Annotated in this window: 13 protein-coding genes; 4 read left to right on the top strand and 9 right to left on the bottom strand. The window is 68.2% G+C overall.

What is annotated here, in order from left to right:
• Nucleotides 1–84: 84 nt before the first annotated feature.
• From HGB44_RS20375 to HGB44_RS20360, 4 genes are read right to left on the bottom strand one after another with little or no spacing between them, the layout of a single operon-like run.
• Entirely contained in the window at nt 85–627 is a 543-nt protein-coding gene (locus tag HGB44_RS20375; protein WP_061080146.1) for a class IV adenylate cyclase, read from the bottom strand.
• A 35-nt stretch (nt 628–662) separates the two neighbouring features.
• Nucleotides 663–1526: a helix-turn-helix domain-containing protein gene (locus HGB44_RS20370; RefSeq protein WP_061080145.1), complete on the bottom strand. Its 864-nt coding sequence runs from the start codon at nt 1524–1526 to the stop codon at nt 663–665.
• Nucleotides 1523–2050, bottom strand: coding sequence for a DUF6879 family protein (locus HGB44_RS20365; protein WP_061080144.1), 528 nt, complete (start codon nt 2048–2050; stop codon nt 1523–1525). Before HGB44_RS20365 ends, HGB44_RS20370 begins: the two co-directional genes overlap by 4 nt.
• 1 nt (nt 2051) lies before the next feature.
• Nucleotides 2052–2252 carry a hypothetical protein gene (locus HGB44_RS20360; RefSeq protein ID WP_061080143.1) on the bottom strand — a complete coding sequence of 67 codons (201 nt, stop codon included), beginning with the start codon at nt 2250–2252 and terminating at the stop codon, nt 2052–2054.
• A gap of 173 nt (nt 2253–2425) precedes the next feature.
• Here HGB44_RS20360 and HGB44_RS20355 point away from each other — a divergent pair, with 173 nt between their 5' ends.
• Both HGB44_RS20355 and HGB44_RS20350 read left to right on the top strand, forming a co-directional pair.
• Nucleotides 2426–3523, top strand: coding sequence for a TOMM precursor leader peptide-binding protein (locus tag HGB44_RS20355; protein ID WP_061080142.1), 1098 nt, complete (start codon nt 2426–2428; stop codon nt 3521–3523).
• A complete protein-coding gene (locus HGB44_RS20350) occupies nt 3520–4005 on the top strand; it encodes an HIT family protein (RefSeq protein ID WP_061080141.1) in 486 nt (161 codons plus the stop codon). The genes HGB44_RS20355 and HGB44_RS20350 overlap by 4 nt, the downstream gene beginning before the upstream one ends.
• Nucleotides 4006–4356: 351 nt before the next feature.
• On the opposite strand, the gene HGB44_RS20345 is transcribed toward HGB44_RS20350, so the two are convergent.
• Together HGB44_RS20345 and HGB44_RS20340 are read right to left on the bottom strand one after the other, a co-directional pair.
• Entirely contained in the window at nt 4357–4866 is a 510-nt protein-coding gene (locus tag HGB44_RS20345; RefSeq protein ID WP_061080140.1) for a hypothetical protein, read from the bottom strand.
• Nucleotides 4863–5405 (bottom strand): ATP-binding protein, encoded by a 543-nt coding sequence (locus HGB44_RS20340; protein ID WP_061080139.1) that lies wholly within the window; start codon nt 5403–5405, stop codon nt 4863–4865. The genes HGB44_RS20345 and HGB44_RS20340 overlap by 4 nt, the downstream gene beginning before the upstream one ends.
• A gap of 373 nt (nt 5406–5778) precedes the next feature.
• Here HGB44_RS20340 and HGB44_RS20335 point away from each other — a divergent pair, with 373 nt between their 5' ends.
• Nucleotides 5779–6621 carry a DUF5753 domain-containing protein gene (locus HGB44_RS20335; RefSeq protein WP_061080138.1) on the top strand — a complete coding sequence of 281 codons (843 nt, stop codon included), beginning with the start codon at nt 5779–5781 and terminating at the stop codon, nt 6619–6621.
• A gap of 1 nt (nt 6622) precedes the next feature.
• Nucleotides 6623–6796, top strand: coding sequence for a DUF397 domain-containing protein (locus HGB44_RS20330; RefSeq protein ID WP_061080137.1), 174 nt, complete (start codon nt 6623–6625; stop codon nt 6794–6796).
• Nucleotides 6797–6863: 67 nt separating this feature from the next.
• Here HGB44_RS20330 and HGB44_RS20325 read toward each other — a convergent pair whose 3' ends face one another.
• From HGB44_RS20325 to HGB44_RS20315, 3 genes are all read right to left on the bottom strand, one after another.
• On the bottom strand, nt 6864–10952 hold the full coding sequence (locus HGB44_RS20325) for an Eco57I restriction-modification methylase domain-containing protein (protein WP_061080136.1): 4089 nt from the start codon (nt 10950–10952) through the stop codon (nt 6864–6866).
• Nucleotides 10952–14071 carry a DEAD/DEAH box helicase gene (locus HGB44_RS20320; protein ID WP_061080135.1) on the bottom strand — a complete coding sequence of 1040 codons (3120 nt, stop codon included), beginning with the start codon at nt 14069–14071 and terminating at the stop codon, nt 10952–10954. Before HGB44_RS20320 ends, HGB44_RS20325 begins: the two co-directional genes overlap by 1 nt.
• Before the next feature lie 234 nt (nt 14072–14305).
• Nucleotides 14306–20527: a protein kinase domain-containing protein gene (locus tag HGB44_RS20315; RefSeq protein ID WP_231972386.1), complete on the bottom strand. Its 6222-nt coding sequence runs from the start codon at nt 20525–20527 to the stop codon at nt 14306–14308.
• Nucleotides 20528–20815 lie beyond the last annotated feature (288 nt).

Genomic DNA, 20815 nt, shown 5'->3' with positions numbered 1-20815 from the left:
GCAGCACCCTTTTCCGTTTGTCGTCCTCGCGCCACTGGTTCGCGCCGTGTGCCTGTTGCTCGGCGGGCACACGGCGCTCTGGTGTCAGTTCTCCTCGAATCGCAGGTCAGTGATGGTGGCCAGGTCGATGCCGTAGCGGGCGTAGACCTTGGTGGTGTTCTCGCCCGTCAGGTCCGCTTCGGCGTAGCCGAGCAGGGCCGCAACGCGCACCACCTCGGCGCGGCTGTCGGCCTCGATCTCCAGGTAGGCGGGGACTCGCGGCCAGGAGTCGATCTCCAGCTGGGCGCCGTCCAGGGTGAAGCTGTGGCGGCGGTTCTCCTGGTAGGCCTTGGGGGTGTAGCCGAGCTTGCCCAGCAGGGCGTTGGCGGTGGCGAAGTCACCGACCTCGGTCTCGGTCTCGCGGGTGCCGCCGATGGCGTCGGAGTCGATCTCCTTGACCGTCAGCGTCACCTGGTTGCCGGTGTCGCGCAGGCGCACCCAGCGGAAGGCATCGCCGGGTTCGATGTCGTAGACGTAGCGGCGCTGGAGCACTTCTCCCAGATCCGTACCGCCCTTGTCGAGAATGCGCTGAGCCACCTGGTCGACGTCGATGTCCAGGACCTTGGCCTCGTACTCGATCGCGCTCATGAGCGGGGCTCCTTTTCTTGGTACGGACCGCGAGCTCAGGACCTCTCCTGACGGGAAGCGACAGCGCCGGTCAGGTCGCCGATGACGCCCTCCACCAAGCGGACGGCAACGGGGCCACGCACCGCCGACCTGGACAGCTGGTCGAACACGCGCCGGTAGGGCTCCACCGCGTCGTCATCGGTCAGACACAGTTCCGCGCCGATGGTCTCCACGATCACCCGGTCATCGTCGAAGATCCAGAAGCCGTGTGAGGGGACCACGTCCATGCTGCACCGCATCGGAATGACGCCGATCTCGGCCCTTCCCGACGTGAGTTCGGCGATGACGCGTTCAAGCTGGTCGGCCATGACCGCGTCCGGAGCCAGGCGGAACCTCAGGGCTGGTTCCCATATGAGGAGGTGGAACGTCTTGTCCGGTGCTTCGAGTACGCGTTGACGCTCGATCCTGGCGTCCACCGCCCGCTTCCCGTCATCAGGCACACCGTGCAGACGCACACCCCGGCGGAACATGAACCGTGCGTAGTCGGCGGTTTGCAGGAAACCCGGGACACAGGCCGACTCGAAGATTCGGAACCGCCGTGTCCGCTCGTCCAGGGGGAAGTAGGAGTGCTGACGCGCCTCGTGTCCGGCCGCGAGCTGGCGCCGCCAGCTCGCGTAGTGGGTCTCCAGGGAGCGAAGCTGCGCGACCAGACCTCCAGCAGCGTCCTGGCGACCGCACAACAGCGCCCATGGGCGCAGATCGTCCGTGCTCGCGGTTTGCTTGCCGTGCTCCAGACGGGACACCTTGGAGGGGTGCCAACCGGCCCGAAAGGCCAGTTCACGGCCGGACAGCCCGGCCTCCTCGCGGAGTTCGCGTAGGCGAACACCGAGGGAGACCCGGGCTGTCTGGTAGTCGGTCATGCGGCGCGTGACGCCATGTACTCGGTGAAGGTGAGCGCATGGTGCCAGGCCGCGTCCCGTGCCTGGAGAGCGGTCAGTACCTGGTCTGGTTCATCGGTCAGGCTCGCTCCGAGGAAACGGTCGTCATCGAACTCCAGGCGGGCCACCATGCGGCTGTCGAACACCCAGAAGTCGTGGTCGGGTAGTTCCGCCACGATCGGATGGGTGCGCCTCAGGTAGCGGATGTCCTCGCCGACGCCGAGATTGTAGGGGGTGCCCCACAGCTCCCAGCGAAGGTAGTCCGAGGGCGGGTCGTCGATGAGCCGGACCCGCTCCATGCGCTTTCCGGTGGCCAGCTCCTCACGCATCATGCTCAACCACGGCCTGAACCATTCCAGACTGGGCTCCTTGCCGGAGAGCCATTCCTGGAACGGCAGGTCCTCGTTCGCCTTGCCGTAGTGCGTGCGTGTCTCCAGACGCCAGGCGGTGTGTCGGTAACGGCGGAAGAGGTCGGTGAAGTCCTCTCCGCTGACGATCTCCGGCATCTCAGTCCTTGGGAGCGAAGCGGGTGAGCAGGGCACGCGGGACCACGACGAACTCCTCTCCCGCGAGCACGTCGCTCAACTGCCGCAGGGCTTCGGGGTCGGTCAGCTTGTCACCTTGCACCACGATGTCACCGGTGTCCGTCTCGTACAACGTGGGGCAGCCACCGTCCTGCGACGTGGTGCCGAGCTTGCGGAGTTTCATGGTCCTCCTCGGTTCAGGGGGTGCCCCACGAGTATCCCGGGAGGAGAACAACCGGGGCAGGGATTGGCGTATCTCGCGAACGCAATCTCGCGCAATCCCCGCGACCCGCGTACCCCTACCTGCCTACGTTCGTGCCGTCCCCGTTCTCCTCCGATACCAAGGCGGTACCGGCCATGTCCCCCGACGCTGTCCACCACGATCCTCTGCGCGTACTCGCCCCCTATGTGCGGGTCGGGATCCAGGACGCGACACTGTTCCTCGGCTTCGGTTCGATACGCCAACCCGTACACGACCGCGCGCTGTGGGAGCCGCTGCTGCTCCTGGCCGACCACTTCCGTCAACCACGCACCCGTGAGGAGGCCTCGGCCTATCTGCGCTCCCGCGGTGTTGGCGCCGCCTCGACCGAGGCGGTGATGCTGCTGTTCGAACACGGCAACTGCCTGATCCCCGCACACGCCTACGACCGCGCCGACCGCTACAGCAGGCACGCACTGTTCTACGAACTCTCCGGAGCCGACGCCGAGCGGGTACAGCGCCGTCTGGGTGAGGCCAGCGTCGTGCTGCTCGGATGCGGCGGGATCGGCGGCCTGGTCGCGGTCACCCTGGCCACGGCCGGGGTCGGGGAACTGGTCCTGGTGGACGGCGACCACGTGGAACTGAGTAACCTGACCCGCCAGTTCCTGTTCGCCGAAGCCGACATCGGCCTGCCCAAGGCGGAGGTGCTCGCCCGGGAACTGAGGCGGCGCAACTCCTCGTGCCGGGTACGGCCGGTGGTTCGCGGCATGGCGGACGCGGCGGACCTGGAGCACCTGCCCGCGTGCGATCTCCTCGTGGTCTCGGCGGACTCCCCCGGCCTGACCGGCCTGGTGAACGCCCACTGCGTCGCGTCGGGAACAGCGTGGCTGAACGCCTGCTACGTCAACGACATCGCGGTGTGGGGTCCGCTGGTGGTGCCGGGAACGACCGGATGCTGGGACTGCCGACCGCTGACCGCGCGCCCTCCCGAGGACGACGCCGAACTGGCCGCCCTCGTCGCGCGGATCAACGGGCGCTACCAGGCGCCCTCCAACGGCCCTGTCAACATGCTGGCCTCCTCCCTGGCCGCGCTGGACGTGCTGCGCCACCTAGGCGGGTTCGGCACACCGGCCTCACTGAACCGCCGCGTGGGAGTGTGGTCGCACGACCTCACCCTCGACCAGCAGGCGGCGGAGCGCGACCCCGCCTGCCCCACCTGTGCCAAGGCCGTCCTGTCCCATGAAGGAGTCCGATGAACACCGACCGAGACCCAGGGTGCGTCTTCTGCCGGATCGTGTCCGGGGACGCACCCGCCCACCGGATCTGGGAGGACACCGGCCACCTGGCGTTCCTGTCGATCTTCCCCAACACCGAGGGGTTCTCCGTCGTCACCCCCAAGGCTCACCGCACCAGCTACGTGGTCGAGATGGAACCGTCGGAGTACGCCGCGCTGCACCTGGCCGCCCGCGAGGTCGCCCGCCGCCTGGACGCCGCCTTCGACGACGTGGCCCGCACCGGCATCATGTACGAGGGCTACGGGGTCGACCACGCCCACGCCAAGCTCTTCCCCATGCACCACACCGCGGGCAACACGGGCGAGAACTGGCGCGAGGTCGCCTCACCGATCGAGGGCTACTTCGACCGCTACCAGGGCTACCTGTCCTCCCACGACCACACCCGCGCCGACGACGCCTGGCTCGCGGACGTGGCCCAGCGCGTCCGGCAGATCGCGCCCTGAATCCAGCGGCTCCCCGGGACGTACAGGGGCGGGGCGGCTCTCCTGAGCCGCCCCGCCATCGTCGTGCCCGTGGTTCTAGTTGTTGCCGTCGTCGTTCATCGCGGCCTCCTCCCCAGTACGGGGGTCTGGTCACAGGCCGTGGACGTCCCGGGTGGTCCAACGGCCCGTGATGACCATGAAAGCCGGTGCTTCGGTGCGGGCCAACGCCCTTGCGTGAGATTGCGCCCAACCATCCGGATGACAGGGGCGTGCCCGAGTGCATCGCTGAGAGGTGACGTCATGGTGACGGCCGCGCCGAGGCCTGAAGGGTCCGGCGCGGCCGTCGTGGTGCGGGCGGGTCGGGGTGGGTCGCTACAGCAGTGCGGTAGCCAGGTGGTGGGCCAGGGCTCCGGTGCTGATGGCGAGGGTGTAGGCGGCCAGCAGCCGGGCCGGGCCGGTGCTGCCGAGGTGGCCGAAGCGGCTGGGCTTGCGGCGGCGGCCCTGCGGACGCTTCGAGCGGCGGCGCGGCAGGGGCGGGCGTTCTCGGCGGGGCGGGAACGGTCCGTCGTCGGGAGCCGGGCGTGGGCGCGGAACCGCGGGTTCCGGCGGGCGCTTCGGCTGTGTGGCGGGCTTGCGCGGGCGTTCTTCCGGGCGTTCGGTGGTTCGGGAGTCGCGCTTGTCCAGCCGGGAGGCGTGGACGTGCATCCAGGGCGGAAGTTCGCCGTGGGCTTGGCGGTAGGCCACGCGGGGATTGCCCTCCATCTGGGCGAGGAGACGCTGTTCCCGGGTGAGCGGAGTCGGATAGCTGGGCTTGGAGAAGCGGCGTCCCCGGGGCGCATCCAGCACCGCACGCACCCCCGAGGACACCATCTCGGCGGTCATCGGTCAGCCTCGACAGTCGCAATGTCGCTGGCGGGAGCGAGGGTGAACTCGGCCCACACGATCGTGCCCAGGCCTCCGCAGAACGGGAAGTCCACCACGGCACGGGTTCCCCAACGGGTGGCCAGGGAGTCAATGAGCAGCAGGCCCCGGCTGCGTTCGGCCTCCTCCCACTCCTGAGCCGTGCGCTGGCGCGGAATCTCCGGGAGGGTCGGGGCCGACTCACGTACGCCGTCGTCGGTGACGCCCAAGTGCAGGACATCGGTGGTGGGCATGGACAGGGTCCGGATGACGCGGCCGTTCGCCTCACCGGAACGGGAGTGGTCGACGCCGTTCGCGAACATCTCGCTGGCACACAGCACGATCGTGTCAGCCAGGTCAGGGCACAGACCCTCCAGACGGAACAGGTCGGCGCGCAGGTCCTCGCGCACCCACGCGGCCTGGGAGAAGTTGCCGGGGTAGACGCGCGAGGCCCAGCGGCGCCCCGCGAACGGCGGGGTGGGCGTGTGGATCGAGGCGCGGGGACGCGGCACAATGGTCATGACGCACTTCTCCTTTGAGCAGGGGTCTGTGTTGTCTGGGGCTCTGGGGGCGCTGCAATCGCCCCCAGAGCCCGTTTTCGTGTCAGCCGCCAACAAGGTCGGCGGCTGTACCGGCGATGAGCTGCTGTCCTCGCCGATGACCAGGACAAATTCCGACACCTGCTGGCTTGTCCCTCGTCCGTGTCAGCCTTCGGAGAACCCGCCTTGCGCAGACCCTGGCTGGGCGCTCACAGCCGTGAGGCGAGAGCGAAGCCTCGGGACTGTGCCGTCTTCTGCCCTGCTGACACTAGGATGGACTCATCAATTGATGTAATCAAGCAGGATTCCTAAATTGATGAGTATGTCTGTTTCGTCTCCCGCTAGCATCTCCCCCATGGTTAAGAGGTCCTCACCGACTGTGCGCCGTCGTCGCCTGGCTCGCGAGCTCCGCAGGCTTCGGGAAGCCGCAGAGATGTCAACCACGCAGGTCACGCGAGAACTCGGGTGGGCCGCCGGGCGGATCAACCACCTCGAAAACGGAAGACACAGAACCGACCCCAGCGCGCTCAGAGACCTCATGCGCCTCTACGGGGTGAAGGACACTGACAAGGTTGACGCCATCCTTACCCTGGGAAGGCAGGCCAGAGAGAAGGGCTGGTGGCACAGCTACAACAACGTTCTGGACGCGGACTACCTTGGGTTCGAAGCTGAGGCTTCCACTGTCAGCGTCTACCAGCCAGCCGTCATTCCCGGCCTGCTGCAAACCGCCGACTACGCGGCGGTTTCAGCGCGGGTAAGCGGAGCAGTCACTGAAGCGGACATCGACCACGTCGTCACAGCGCGATTGGAGCGACAGAAGCTTCTCCACGACGATCTGAACCTCATGGCCATCATTGACGAGTGTGCGCTTCTGCGCCTTGTGCGCTCCCCCGAGGTCGCCGAAGAGCAGATTACGCACCTCATCAAACTTGGTGAAGGCGTCAACCGAGTCACGCTACAAGTGCTACCGCTCAGCGCTGGGCTGCATGCGTCCATGGGATCCGGCTTTGTCATCCTGGACTATGCCGACAAATCAGACCCCTCGCTCGTCTACCTGGAAGGACGCACCAGAGGCACCTTCCTGGAGCAAACCGAGGAAGTCGACGACTACCGTCAGGTTCTCGCTTCCTTGATGCGTTCGGCCCTGAGCGAGAGCGAGTCGATCAAAACACTCAAGCAACTCTTGAAAGAGACCTGACATGGAGTTTCGCAAGTCCTCCTACAGCGCTACGGAGAGCCACTGCGTCGAGGTAGCTGATCTGGGGAAGGAGAGAGCCATCCGAGACACCAAACACCGTGAACTGGGCGCACTCTTCTTCGGCGCTGATGAGTGGCGCGCCTTCATCGGCATCACCCGGGGCGACTTCCGCTAGCGCCACGAAGACACACGTTCGGCCCCGCCTGCTGCGAGCCAGCAAGCGGGGCCGAATGCTTCGTGGTTCAGGCAGGGGCGTGACGGGGACCATGGCCAGGCGGCGGGGTGAGCATGGAGATGAAGTTCTCGCCGTCAATCAGCGGAGTATCGAGCGAGACACCAGCCTTTGCCATCCGGTCGTAGATCTCCAGGATGAGTTCCTTGGTCCGGTAGGTGCCGTACTTCGCCTCGTCCTTGCGCTTCACGATCGGGAAGGTCTCCATGATGTAGTCCACGTCATCACGGTTGATCCCGTAGAGATGGAAGAAAAGCGCGTCCAACTCCGCCCGCATGATGGCTCGGCGCTCCTCATCCCACCGAAACGGCGCCCCCTCGTCACCCAGGTCTAGCGCGAAATCTTTCATGTCACTTGCGGTGTAGGCAAGCTCGACCACTCGCGGACCTATGAAGTTGATGTAAGGCCTCGTCTGCTTGAAACCAAGAACAGGAAGTTGGTGGGAAATGAAGAAGTTAAGATGCGTCCCTCCAACCTTCAAGCGTGCACAGAAATCAAAGACCATGGACGAGAGAGAAGCGATCAAGCCCGCAGCAGATTCAGTAAGATCAGACCACAGGATCGACGCAGGCAAGTTGTTTCCAACAGCAGACCTGGGAAAAGCTCCAATGATCGCTGTCCGCTCATCAGTGGAGCGACAGATATCGCGCCAACCGAGCAACCACCCGCGATCCCACCGGGAGGATTCTAGCTTAGTCTGAACGCCCGGATCCATGATCGGATTACCGTTCTTGTCCACCTCACCGGTGTCAGTCGCGACCTCGGAGACCCAGTAGCGAGGAAGGACTACAGCACTTGAGTTTCGCTTCTCCTCCAAGGTGAAGTCCCGAGTGCTTCCATTCTCGACGTAGGTAGCCCACCGGTGGTCGTAGTGGTGGATCATCTTCGACTCGTACAGGGGGAGCATACGCTTACTACCCTTGGTGAAGATGTTTCCCTCAAGGCGCCAGCCGTCGTCTTCAAGGTCTTCGCGGGTGTGGAATAGGTGCGAGTCGTTCGACATATGGAACATGGTCATGAACGACACACCCCATGGGTTCCCGTCGGGATCACCTTCCTTGACCAGGACTGGAACACGCTTGTAGATGTCCAGGGTGATCTCAGCATCACGACGGGAGCGGAAGACCGGGCATGTTCCCGTGTTGGGATTGAGGAGGGTAATCTCCTCCGGAGTCATGGTAAACGCCTTGTTAGCGTCTTCGAGTTCTGCCGGGTCGTGCACGAAGAACGCGAAGGACGCCTTGGACTCGTGCATGTCACGACCAGTAAGGGACAGGATACAGAACTTGAATGAGCGATGCACGCCAGGGAACAAGGGCGCCGCGTTTTCGAAGTCGTAGAGGGCAGCGATCGAACCGGCCTGCACCAAGTCCTTGAAGAAGTACTGCGTGGTAGCGTCCGTAGCGATACCCGTGGGAACGATCACACCCATACGGCCACGCGGACCCACCAACGTCCGGTCGGTCTCAGAGAACACCGCGTAGGTATTGATGTCCCCGCGCCCAGTCAGCGGGTAGCGACCGCTAATGCGCAGGAAGTGACTTTCGCCTTCTGCCTTGCGTTTGGCCTCCTCGAACTCCTGGTACAGGCCAGAGCGGTCTGGGTTCTTCTTCAGATCGGCGATGAGTGCCTTACGTGCAGCGGCATTAGGCGCAGTAGCGATCTCCACGTCGCGCTGCGCGAAAAATTCCTGTTCCTGGAGCTTGATTCGCTCCCACGGCGGGTTGCCAAGCATGCAGTCGAAGCCGCCTGCCCAACCTGTGGCCTTGTCCACTCCCCCGCCGTCCTCAGGAGCGCTGAACACGTCCGGGAACTCCAGGTGCCAGTGGAAGAATCGGTACTGGCCCCGCAGCCGGTCGATCTCCTCGATCGTGGTGAACGGCGCTCCGTTGCCCTGCGCGTTAGCAATCTTGTGTAGGACCTCCTGGGTCACCGCACGCGGAGCATCCTGTGCCTTCTTCCACACGAACGCCGAGCACCAGGCATCCGCGACACGCCGGTTGCGCACGTACTCGTCGGAGTCGATCCACCCCCGGTAGGCCGCCTCCTGGTTACGCACCTGGTCCAGCGAGTCACCCACCACCGCCGTGATCTGGCGCAGGTTCTCAGCCAAAGCGGTGTTGGTGACACCGGCCGCATCGCTCTGGATGTCGAACAGCCCGAGTTGCCCGCCGCGCTCTGCCTTGTTGGTCTTGGCAAGGAAGCGCGCGTACTTCTTGTCGTCGCCCTCGATCGGCTTGAACGCCTCATCGGGAATACCGCCCTTGAGCAGCGACGGGGTCACGCCAATGAGCGCGTTGCCGTGCTTGACGTGAGCATCAAGGAAGTTCAGCGGCTTACCCGGTTCCAGGGCCTCCAGCCACAGCGACACCTTGACCAACTCCACGGCCATCGGGTTGAGGTCCACCCCGTAGATGCACCGGGCAACGACCTCGTGCATCGCACTGCGCACCGCATCCACGGTCGGTTCGGGGTTTCCCTCGCGCACGGCTGCGACCTTCTTGGCGATACGCCGAGCTGCCGCAACGAGGAAGTGCCCGGACCCACAGGCTGGGTCGCACACGGTCAGCTTCAGCAGCTCAGCCGTGACCGCCTCTGTCGAATCAGGCTCTCCGGCCTTCGACGCCTTCTCGTGGCCTCGCTTGAAAGCATCGTCAATCACCGGGTCCAGGGCCGAATCCAGCAGCGTCTCAATCAGCGAGGACGGCGTGTAGTACGAACCCGTGGTCTTACGGTCGTTTCCGCCGACTTCAAACAGCTGGAACGAGCGGTCAGCGTCGCTGTGCTTGGGCACCAGCTCCAACAAGGACTCGTAGATCGACCCCAGCTCTTCGGCGTCCAGGTTGCGGTAGTCCACCGAACGCCAACGCTTGGAGTCGGGGTCGCGCACCTGGGCCAGGTTGCGCACGGCCCCGCACAGCGCCTCGTTGGACAGCTTCAGCCCACGCAGCGGAGCGTCGGCCTCGGTGTCGGTGAACAGGCCGCCGAGTGCGGGGATGCCCAGCTCAGGACGCCCGTTCACGTCGCCCAGGGCGTCAAGCACGAGCCGCAGCGCCTCGTACTGGTCGCCGTGAGAAGTCCCCCGGCGCCTGCGGGCGTGACGACGCAGCCGCGCCGATGAGAAGTACTTCGCGTACCGCTCCCTGGCCTGCTCATCAGCCGTGGGCGGGTGCAGGGCATCCCGGTCCTCGGCCACGAACAGGAACAGCATCCGGTAGACCAGCCGCAGCAGCGCCCCGTGGAACTCCTTCACGTCCAGGTTCGCGCGCAGCTCGGTGTTCTCGGGGTGGCGCAGGAAGCCGGTACCGAGAACGGTGATGGCCTCGCGGACGTTCCCGCTCAGCTGCTCCAGCGCACGGGTTCCGGAGGTGATCGCGTCGGCACGCCACTTCTCCAGCCAGCACGCCGAGGGCGCCTCGTCCGGCTTGACCTCGAACCTGGACGCATGCAGCAACCGGTACAGCAGCACGAACTCGCTGAACAGCTCGCCGTCGAAGATCGCCTCAAGGTCGAACTCGACGTACGCCGCCGTGGCCAGCGCGCTGGAGTCGCGCAGCAACCGCACCTGGCGCCCGTTGGTCACCACCGCCCACAGGTGCGTCGAGGTGCTGTTGAGCATCTCCTGCACGTGGGACTGCGGCGGCACGGTCCCCGCCCCGCCAGGCCGCTTGTCCAGGTCGGCGTGCCAGTTGACCACGTGAACGGGCACATGCTGCCACAGGTGGGAGACCTTGAACGTCTTGTTCTTGTCGTCGCTGGCGATGCCCTCCCCCGGCCCTGCCGGAAGACGGCCGAAGCCGAGAAGGTTGAACAGCGGCTCCACCCACTGCGACAGGGCGGCGTTCACCGAGTCGACGGCGGGCCGACCCTCGGTGTCTGTGGGCAGCTGCTTGCGCAGCTCACGCCAACCGCCCTTGAGGTAGTCCCAGTGGCGCTCGGCCTCGTCACTGACCGAACGGGCACCGATCACCCCGTAGTCGGCGGGCTTGGAACCGGCAACATCCTTGCCTTCGGCGATCCGCGCCAGCATGTCGGTGGGCAGCAGCCCGCCCACGGTGTGCACGGCGGTCAGCACCTGGTTTCGAGCAATGGCGGACATCAGGCGGAACCTCCGGCGGGAGCGGCGGCGACGGCAGCGGAGCCGTCGGGCAGGTAGACGTAGACACCGAGGATGTCGGCGGGCTTTTGGGCTTCGACCTTCAGACCGCGGCGGATCTCGTCGGAGGCGATCCGCACCCGGCGGTGGGAGTCGGCCAGCTCGACGGCGAGCTCGTCACCGTATGAGGCCAGGTGGTCGGTGGTGGCGGGCAGGGCGTCCAGCACACGCCGCATGGTGTTCTCGCCCATGGTCGGCGCGGTGTTCTCGGTGGCCTGGGCGTCGAGCAGGGCCACCGCCTCGCTCTGTCCGAGCCACTCGGCCTTGTCCGGAGCCCCGGTGAAGGCCAGCAGGCGGGCGTCCTCGGCGACGAGCTGCCGGGTTCCGTGCCGCGAGGGCAGGGTCAGATGGAACCGGTAGCGCACCAGCAGCAGCGTGGTCCGCTTGTCCACAGCATCGGTGCGGACCACCCCGCAGCGGCGGGCCGGGCGGGGCCCTCCGGTTCCGCGGTCCAGGGCCGCATCGAGCACGTGGGAGGCCAGCGCCCCCACCACCGGGTCGGTGCGCACCAGCGCGGCCTCGCCCCGGGGAACGGCGGCGGTGTCGCGGAAGGGCAGCGGCCTGCCCTTCTCGATCACGTCGGCGCCGACCAGGGGCGCGAAGGCGTCGCGCAGCCCGACCGGGGTGGAGGACACGTCGGCGGTGAAACCACCGGCCGCTCCCCCGGCCCCTCCCCTGCCGCCCGAGTCACCCGCTCCCCCGCCGGGCAGGGGGCGCAGCAGCGCGTCGAGTTCGCGCAGGGAGTTCTCGGCGAACGCGCGGACCTCACCACTGCCGCCCAGGGTCTCGCGGATCGCGGCGACCTCGCGGGCCACTTCCTCGGGGTGGATGGCGCGCTGGGCGAACCGGGCGCGGGAGGTCTTCTCCCGGTCGATCGCCGACTTCCACAGCAGTTCGGTCTCGCCGGTGTCGACCCTGATGTCCTCGGCTTCGAACAGGGCCTCCTGCTGGCCTTGGCCGCGCATGAGCAGCCATTCGACGATGGCGTCGGTGACGCCGGTGGAGGTCTCGTCGGGCACGGAGACGGAGATGCCCAGGTCCTTGCGGATCTGCTGGTATTTGCGGATCAGCACCTCCAGGACCTTGCCGTCGATGCCGTTGTCGCTGCCGTACAGGGTGATCACACGGACCTTGTCGCGCTGCTGCCCGTACCGGTCCACGCGCCCCTCGCGCTGGTCGTGGCGGGTGGGGTTCCAGGCCAGGTCGTAGTGGACCACCGCGTCGAAGTAGTGCTGGAGGTTGACGCCCTCGGACAGGCAGTCGGTGGCGACCAGGACCCGTCGGGTACCCGACTGCCCCTCGGCTCCGGCCTCCCCGGCCTCCGCCGCAGCCTGGGCGGCCTCCTCGGCCAGCTCCTCGATACGCTCGATGCGCTGCTGCGGGGACAGCTTGCCGGTGACGGCCTTGACGGTGGTCTTCCAACCGTTCCTGCCGCCCTTGTTGATGGGGCTCTTGCCCTTGGGGGCCTTGGCGCCACTGAGGTGGTCGGCGACGTACTCGGCGGTGTCGATGTAGCGGCAGAAGACGATGGGGTTGTACCCCTCGGCGAGCAGGCCGTTGAGGTAGGCGATCAGCGCCTTGAGCTTGAGGTCGCCCTCGGGGCCCTCCAGCTGCTCGGCGCGCTCGGCCAGCTCCAGCAGGCGGTCCTTCGGAGCGCCGGAGCCGCGGCCCCCGCCCCCGGTTCCGTCCCCGGTTCCGCCCGGGGTCCCGTCCCCGGTTCCGCTCTCGGTCTCGGCGCCGGGGGCGGTGTCCATTCCCTCCAGGGCATCGACGTCGGCGGCGTCGCGGATGAGCGGAGCGCCGAGCGCGTCGGCCTCCTCGGGGGTCTGGGCGGCGGCCGCGGCCGAGCGGGTGGTGAGGGTCTTGGCCGCGGCCCGGGGCGAGGAGACCAGGGAGCGCAGCAGGGCGATCGCCGACCACCAGGCGATGCGGGCGTCGCGGCGGTTCTGCCCCTTGGTCTGCTGGACGCGCTCGCTGGCGTAGGCGATGGCGTCCTCCAACAGCGCCCGGTAGGCCGGGGAGAGCTTGTAGGCCTGCTCGGTGAACTCGCGGTCGGAGGGGAAGGCGGTGGTCTCGGCCAGGGAGTCGTCGACCAGGCCGTCGCTCTCCCGGGTCAGGTACTGGCGCACGTCGGCGCGCTTGCGCTGCACGAAGTGCCGGGCCAGGAGCTTGCGCCCGGCGTCGGAGTCCAGGTCGGTGGTGGCCAGCTCGGGTTTGACCAGTCCGAGCAGGTTGCGGAAGGCCGATTCCTTGCCGCTGTGCGGGGTGGCGGTCACCAGCAGCAGGTGCCGGTTCTCGTCCTTGGCGACCTTCTGGAGGAGCTCGTAGCGCAGCTGGTTCTGCTTGGAGGTGACGTCGTCAGCGGACACGCAGGTGTGCGCCTCGTCCACGATCACCAGGTCGGGGCAGTAACGGACGAAGTCGTCGCGGTGCCGGGTGGACTTGATGAAGTCGGTGGAGATGATGACGTGCCTGTGCTTGTGGAACAGGGACTCTCCGAGGTCCAGGCCGCGCTCCAGGCGGGAGACGGTGGAGGCGAGTACGAGCTCGGCGTCGATGCCGAACTTGGAGCGCAGTTCCTCCTGCCACTGCTCGGCCAGGGCCGGGGAGCACAGCACGGCCAGGCCGCTGGCCTCGCCCTGGGCGAGGAGTTCGGAGGCGATGAGCCCGGCCTCGACGGTCTTGCCGATGCCGACGTCGTCGGAGATGAGCATGCGCACGGTCTGCTGGCGCAGCGCCATGAGCAGGGGGACGAGCTGGTAGGCGCGCGGCTGGACGGCGATCCCGGCCAGGGAGCGGAAGGGGCCCGCGCCGGAGCGGAAGCCGATGCGCAGGGCCGAGCGCAGCAGTCCGGCCGCCTGGGCGTTGCCCAGGTCGTCGGGGGTGGGTGGGGCGAAGCTGGCCGCCGCCACCTTCTCGAATGCGGGGAAGAGCGCGGCCACGTCGTCGTCACCGCCGCCCAGGGGCCGCAGTACCAGCATGTCGTCGGCGCTCTCGGGGAGCACCACCCATTCCCTGCCCCTGGCCGAGACCAGGGAGCCGGGGGCGTACGCGGTGGTCATGTGGAGGGGGTCCTCAATCCTGTGGGGCGTGTGGAAGGCGGTGGGTTCGCGGTGATCTCGTACTTGTAGCGGGGTTCGACGGTCGAGACTCGCTACAAGTACAAGATCATCGAAGTCTGGTGGTCACCTGCCCGGGGCCGCGGGGTCGGGGCGGCTCCGGGCAGGCGGTCCCGTCGGGACCCGGCACGCGGGCGGGTGTGGCCAGCGTGCGGCGACGGGGGCTCGGGAGGTCGTTCAGCGGCGTGATCCTGGGCCGAAGTAGGCCTCGTAGCGGGTGATGACCGCGGACCAGTCGGCGTCGTGGGGAACGCGCACCACGTCCCACCCGGCGTCGTAGAGGCGCTCCTCGGCCTCGGCGTCGCGTTCGGCGATCCGCGCGTCCTCGTGTACGGGCCCGTCCACGAACACCGCGACCCGGGCCCCGGCGATCCGGTAGACGAAGTCGGGCTTGGCCGAGGCCTCGGGGACCAGGACCTGGGCCTCGTCGGGCAGGCGGTGGCCGCGCTCCTTGAGCCAGGTGAGGAAGTCCTGCTCCAGGCTGGTGTCGGACTGGAAGCTGAGCGTCCTCATCTGGTCGGTGCGCGAGACGCCCTGGCCGGTGGGCAGCGTCTCGGAATCGGCCAGGCGCAGCAGGAGGTGGCGCACCAGGCGGCGGTCGATGAGCTGGTGGTGGGTCTGGTTGCCGTAGGTGAGCAGGCAGTCGTAGCAGCCGCGGGCGCACGCCGTGTCGGTGTCGGTGCCGTCGTCGGGGTCGATGTGGCAGATCTCCAGGGCCCTGCGCGCCGCCTTGGCCAGGTTGCCCGGGACCGACTGGAGCTGGCGCAGCACGCCCGCGCCGCCCTCGGCGGCCTCGGTGAACAGCATCCGGTCGCGGGGGCCGTCGTCGGGGGGCAGCAGCTCGCTGGTGAGTTCGGCGTCCTCCAGCTCGAAGGCGGCCTCCACGCCCCGCTCCAGGGCGTACATCAGCGTCAGCGCCTGCTCCTCGGGCAGGGCCTCGCGCAGGTGCAGCACCACGATGTTGCGGCGGTCCTCGACGTAGGGGATGACGCGCTTCTTGTGGCCGCGCTCCTCGCCGCCGTCCTCGATCAGGGGCAGCTCGTCCGCGTCGCCGACCGCCTTCTTGGCGTCCTGCTCGTTGAGCCACTTGCCGGTGGCGGGGTCGAGCCAGAAGCCGTCGAGATCACCGTCCTTGGCGCGCAGGCGGCCCAGGTTGGTGATGCGCACGGTCGCCGAGTCGCCGTAGTGCAGGGTGGCGAGCTTCCCGGCGGGGTCGGTGACCTGGGCGTCCTGGCGGCCCAGGCGCTCACCGTGGTCCTGGAAGCGGTAGGAGGTCACCAGGCGGAAGCCCGCACGGCGGCGCTCCTCCTCGTCGGAGGAGATCTTCTCCCGCTTGGTGGTGTACACGGTGTGCAGCTGGAGCAGGTTGGGGGTGGAGGCGCCCAGCGGGTGGTCGCACAGCTCGCAGCGGTCGGCGAGCCCGTCCGGGCTGTGGTGGTAGCCGCACTGCCCGCAGCGGATGGCCTTGGTGGTGGCCAGGTCGCCGCTGGACTCCGGCGGCAGTTGGACGCGGGTCACCTGGTAGCGGGAGCCCTCGTGGTAGATGAGGGCACCGGGGCCGAACTCGCGGATGGCCACGAACCGGGGCCGCTGGAGGAAGTCGCCCTCGTCGAAGCGGCTGCGGCGGGTGGGGATGTAGGCGGCCAGGGGCAGGCGCGGGAAGGAGTAGCCGGGCAGGAACCCCTCACTGGCCAGGTACCGGTAGGGGTTGAAGTCGCTCAGCAGCGACTTGCTGTCCTGGCTCTCGTTCTTGAGCAGGGCCAGCTGGGTCTCGGCCTCGGTGCGGCGCCGCCCCGCGTTGCGCCGGTCGCGTTCGCTCAGGCCGTTGTGGTCCAGCACACGGCGGTTCTGCTCGGCCTGGTCCACCAGGGCGGCGCGGAACAGGCCGCGCCAGCGGTCGAAGGCCCGGTCGAAGCGCTCGGGCGCGTTGCGCACGATGCGCTCCAGCCAGGAGTCGTCCCACCAGACCATCTTCTCCAGGTCCTCGAAGACGTCGTCGAAGACCTTCCCGGCGGCGGCGACGGCGCGCCTCTGGGCGGCCGGGTCCTCGATGGCGGTCCGCGCGGTGTCGTGCAGGGGCAGCGCGGGGTCGGGGACGCGCTGGTCCCCGTCATAGGCGACGTCGACGACCTCGGGGACGGCCCGGCCCAGTTTCAGGCCGGTCTCGGCCAGCCAGATCGCCTGGAGGTGGGCCACCGCCAGGTCCTCGTTGGCCAGGTCCAGGCGCGGCGGCTGCACCACCCCGGCCACCATCCGGTCCGACCTGCGGAAGTAGTACTGGTCGTGGCTGTTGCCGGTGGCGCAGTAGGTGGTGATGAGGGCGGGCTGGCCGCTGCGTCCGCCGCGTCCGCTGCGCTGGGCGTAGTTGGCGGGGGTGGGCGGGACGTTGCGCATCATCACCGCGTTGAGCTCCTTGATGTCCACCCCCAGCTCCATGGTGGGCGAGCAGTACAGCAGCTTCAGCTCGGCTTCGCTGAACGCCCCCTCGCGCTCCTCGCGGACCTGGGGCGGCACCTGGGCGGTGTGCTCGCGGGCCACCAGGCCGGTCAGGGAGGCCGCGGCTCCCAGGTACAGGTCGCGGAAGAAGATGTTGACGCGGGGACCGTCACCGCTGGCGTAGGTGCGGGTGAGCGGGTCCTGGGCGCCGAACCTGCCCTCCCCGGCCTTCCAGACCAGGCAGGCGGCGTCGACCTGGTAGCCGGTGACGGCCTCGTCGTCGGTGCGGTGGAAGCGGTTGTGGCGGCCCCGCGGGGCCTCCTTGGTGCGGTGGAGCAGTCCGGCCTCGGCCAGCACTTCGAGGAGGTCGGCGATGACCTTCTGGAGTTCGTCGGCGTTCAGGCGCGTGAAGTGGGCGCGCTTGAGGTACTTGGCGTACTTGCCGCGCCCGGACAGGAACAGTCCGGTGCGGTCCATGCCCCGCCCCGAGGAGCGCGGATAGGCGATCCCCACCCGGGGGCGGTCGCCCTTGGACAGTACCCAGGGGTCGACCAGGCGGGTCTCGCTGGCCCCCTGGAGGGATTCGAAGGCCTCGTCCCGGAAGTAGGGCGTGTCGATGGCCAGGCCCCGGCGCATCTCGTCCATGAGGGCCCGCAGGATGACCCTGCGCACGTGGGGTTCGGCGTCGCGCAGCTCGGATGCGGTCTTGGCCCAGCGGTCCTCCTGCTCGGCCACCCAGTCCAGGTCGGCGTAGTCGACCCGAAGCAGGCCGGTCTGCTCCAGGTTGGGCATGGTGACCCGCCAGCCGCGCTCCAGGTCCAGGTAGAGCCGGAAGGCGATGACGTCGCGCAGGGTGCTGGCCGCCTGGCTGGCCAGCCGGGGCGGCAGGCTGGCGTTGCCGGTGTAGTCGGCGGGGGAAAGGGCCAGGGTCTCGGCGACCCGTGAGGCCAGGGTCTCGGAGGTCAACCCCTCTTCCCCCGCCGCCTCCAGAGCCCGGTACAGGCCGCCGCGCAGCTCGGTGACCTGTACGAAGTCGTTGAAGTGTCCAGCCTGGAGGGAGGCGTCCTGGCGGTTGTCCACGAAGGTCAGGAGCTTGCGGGCCTCCTTGGGCAGGGCCTCGGCGGGCACCGCCTTGAGGGCGCGCACGATGGTGCCCGAGATCAGGGAGGTGGCCGAGGAACGGCCCTCCTGGTCGAGCCTGGCGAGCTTGGCGAAGTCCTTGCCGCGCTTGTTCTCGTAGCTGATCCCGCAGTGCAGGCAGAACAGGAACGGGGCGGGGATGAAGGCCGCCTGGAGCTCGCCCTGTCCTTCGTTGCCCCGGGCGTCGACGGTGACCGCCCTGGGGATGTTGCCCCGGTAGTTCTTGTGGACGTTCTCCTGGTGGTTCTCGTCCAGCTCCAGCCAGGACTCCGGCAGTAGGCGCCGGTTCAGGGCCTCCTCGACACTGGAGGGCCAGGGGGTCTCGGAGGAGACGTACAGGTAGCCCTCGGCGGCCGCGTCGGAGGGTGCGTTGGCATCTCGGCGGTGCTGGTAGACCGTGCCCTTGGCCGTCTCGGTGCGCCAGACGGTCATGTACTCCTGGCCGCACTCGCGGCAGAAGGCCAGGGGCAGCAGGATGTGGCCGTCGGACCCGGGCTTCTCCAGCTGGTACTCGCGGGTGAGGTGGCGCTCCTCGGGATCTTCGAGGGTGACGTGGATCGTGTCGCCCTTGGACAGGAACTGGTGCAGGCGGAAGGCGAACAGGGGACGGCGGTTGCCCGGGTGGAAGGCCTCCGCGCCCGCCTCCAGAGTGCGGCGGATGGCTCGGACGCACCGCTCCTCGGACACACCGGTGTCGCGGGCCAGGTCGGCGGCCACGGCCTCCACCTTGGTGGGCTTCTGGCGGACCAGGCGCCCGGTGGGGTCGGTGGTCAGGCCGAAGGTGGACTCGATCCACCGGGCCAGGGGGTCGTGGTACAGGTCGTTGTAGGAGCGAGGGGCGTCGTCCTCGGTCAGGCGCTCGGCCGGGATCCGGACGGGACCGTCCTCGGTGGCGCGGACCAGGGTCTCGGTGATGACGTTGTCGGGGCGCACCGGGGTGCCGAAGACCCTGGTGGCCACGTCGGCAACGACCGCCTTCTGGTCGTCGGCGGTGCCCTCAGAGGACATGGTGGCGGAGGTGCCCACGCACTGCACGTCCGGGGCCTCGCAGGCCTGGCGGACCCGGCGGATGAGCAGGGCCACGTCGGCGCCCTGGCGGCCGCGGTAGGTGTGCAGCTCGTCGAAGACGAGGAAGTCCAGCCCGCGCGCCATCTTGATGAGGGAGGAGCGGTCGCCGGGGCGGGTGAGCATCAGCTCCAGCATCACGTAGTTGGTGAGCAGGATGTCCGGCGGGTTGTCGCGCAGGGCCTTGCGCTTCTCCTCGCTCTCCTGGCCGGTGTAGCGGGCGAAGGTGACCGGTTCACGACCCGCGCCGTAGCCGTTGACGAGGAACTTCTCCAGCTCCTTGAGCTGGCTGTTGGCCAGGGCGTTCATCGGATAGACGATGATGGCGCGGACCCGGTTGGTGCGGCGGCCCTCGGCCCTCTCCCGGTCGCGCTCGCGCAGGACCCGGTCGACGATGGGCACGATGTAGCCCAGGGACTTGCCGGAGCCGGTGCCGGTGGTCAGGACGTAGGACTCGCCCGTCCGGGCGGCTTCGATCGCCTCGCGCTGGTGCCGGTGCAGGGTGAGGGGGCGGCCGTCGCTGACCGTGCTTCCCTCGGTCTTGCCTGACTGGAAGACGCGCGCGGTCTCCTCGTGGAGCAGGCCTTCGCGGACGAGTTCGGGGACGGTGCCGCCGGAGGCGAAGAACGGGTTGAGGGACAGCCAGGGGTCGGGCCACTGGGACTTGGCGTCCAGGTCGTCCTTGAGGAAGTCGGCGATGCGGTCGTCACGGATGATCGTGCCGCCCTCGGTGAAGGCCCGGTACTCGTCAATGAGCTGGCTGTGCAGGGAGAACACGTCCATGACGCCCAGGGGCGCGTCGTGGACGCTGCGGCCGGTGGTGGTGTCGGGCAGGACCGCGGCCGGGGTGAGGACGGGCAGGTGGTCGCGCGGGTCGAAGTCGCCCCAGCCGCTGACCCGGCCGTCGTCGGTGGCCAGCGGCAGGAGGGTCTGGCGGACCTCGGCGGCGTTGACGGGACGCTCGGCGGGCTTTTTCCTGAGCAGTTGCTCGATGAGGTGGGTGAGCGGCGCGGGAAGGTCCGCGCGCAGCAGCCCCAGCGGCGGCACCTCGTCGTTGTTGTGCTTGTAGCCCAACTCGAAGTTGGTGGCGCCGTTGAAGGGCGGGGCGCCGGTGAGGAGTTCGTAGAGGACGCAGCCCAGGGCGTACAGGTCGGCGGCGGCGGTGACCTTGGCTCCCTCGAACTGCTCGGGTGCCATGTAGCGCGCGGTGCCGACGGTGGTGTCGGCGCTGGTGAGCTGGCTGAGGTCGGGGTCGTCGACGATCAGGCCCATGCCGAAGTCCAGGACCTTGACCCGGCCGCCGCGCGTGATCATCACGTTGGCGGGCTTGAGGTCGCGGTGGATGACGCCCTCGGCGTGGGCGGCGTAGAGGGCGTCGGCGGCCTGGGCGCCGATCGCGGCCACCCAGGAGACGGGCAGCTGGGGTTCCTCGTCGCTGAGGTCTCGCAGGGTGCGTCCGTCCAGGAGCTCCATGGCCAGGTAGGGCAGGTGGTCGCCGTCGGTGGTGTCCACTCCGCCGTCGACGATGTGGGGGACGCCGGGGTGGTCGAGGCGGCGCATGATGTCGACCTCGCGGGCGAAGCGACGGACCGACTTGTGTTTGGGGTCGACCGGGGCGCCGGAGCGGCGGCGCAGGATCAGCTTGACCGCGACCTCGCGGTTGGGGGCGTCGGGGGCTGCCTCGGTGTCCTCGGCCCGGTGGACCTCGCCCATGTTGCCGCGGTCGATGATTCCTCTGAGCTGGAAACGCTCCGCCACGCACTGCCGTTCCATCGCTCTTCTCCCGCGCTCTATGGTCAGCTGCCGCACTTCTCGCGCGTATGCCCATGTTCACAGAACAGGCCACGCCACCCGAAGGTACACAGAGGTTCGTCACTCGAACATGGTCATGCTGTTTACATAGCAAACATACAAGCATGCTGAGACAGACAGCAACCCTTGGACGCGGACCAGCGCCGCGCACATGCGAGATGACGTGACGTGCACGGAAAAGGGCCCTGGTAACCGGGGCTGGCCATCGGCCGGAGGTGCTGGTCGGCGCGGCGT

The sequence above is a fragment of the Nocardiopsis alborubida genome (genome assembly GCF_012396365.1).
Classification (GTDB): domain Bacteria; phylum Actinomycetota; class Actinomycetes; order Streptosporangiales; family Streptosporangiaceae; genus Nocardiopsis; species Nocardiopsis alborubida.
Note: the sequence above shows the minus strand (reverse complement) of the source record. Positions and strands in the feature narration are given on the sequence as shown.